Annotated in this window: 1 rRNA gene; it reads left to right on the top strand. The window is 49.1% G+C overall.

Features of this window, described 5'->3' with window-relative positions:
• Positions 1-418: 418 nt before the first annotated feature.
• Positions 419-607 (top strand): 23S ribosomal RNA (locus tag GT1_RS21860); the annotation flags it as partial.

A 607-nucleotide genomic window follows, 5' to 3' on the forward strand; every position in this document is an offset into this window, starting at 1 on the left:
CGAACACAGTAGTTAAGCCCATAAACGCCGAAGGTACTTGGCTGGAAACGGCCTGGGAGATTAGGAAGTTGCTGGTTCAGGAACGCAATGCGTTCCGTTGTTCCTTGAAAACTGCACAGAAGAAAGCAAAGTAAAGTATGCCTCATAGTAAGATATGAGAAGTTCTTTACGTGCAATTAGGATTTTTTTTATTAGAACTTAGATTAGCAAAAGCTAGTATAAGTTGAGGCGAAACTGGCTAGAAGGTGCCATATGCTAGGCGCACCGGAGGAGTATGCAGCGCCGCGTACTGATGTACGCAAGCAAATACTCCGAGGAGCAACGACGGTCGATCATTATGCCGTCCATGGCATGATCGACACTAGAACCATCCATGGTTCGTCGCAGATGGCGGCTTATAGACAGTTGCAGCTAGGTAAGTCAAGTTAATAAGGGCATACGGTGGATGCCTAGGCGCCAAGAGCCGAAGAAGGACGCGGTAAGCTGCGAAAAGCTAGGATGAGCTGCAAGCAAGCTTTGACTCCTAGATCTCCGAATGGGGGAACCCGGCGGTGGTAATGCACCGTCACACTACTAAGGTAGTGAGGGCACCCGGGGAACTGAAACA

It is taken from the genome of Sporomusa sp. GT1, assembly GCF_014634905.1.
GTDB lineage: Bacteria > Bacillota > Negativicutes > Sporomusales > Sporomusaceae > Sporomusa > Sporomusa sphaeroides.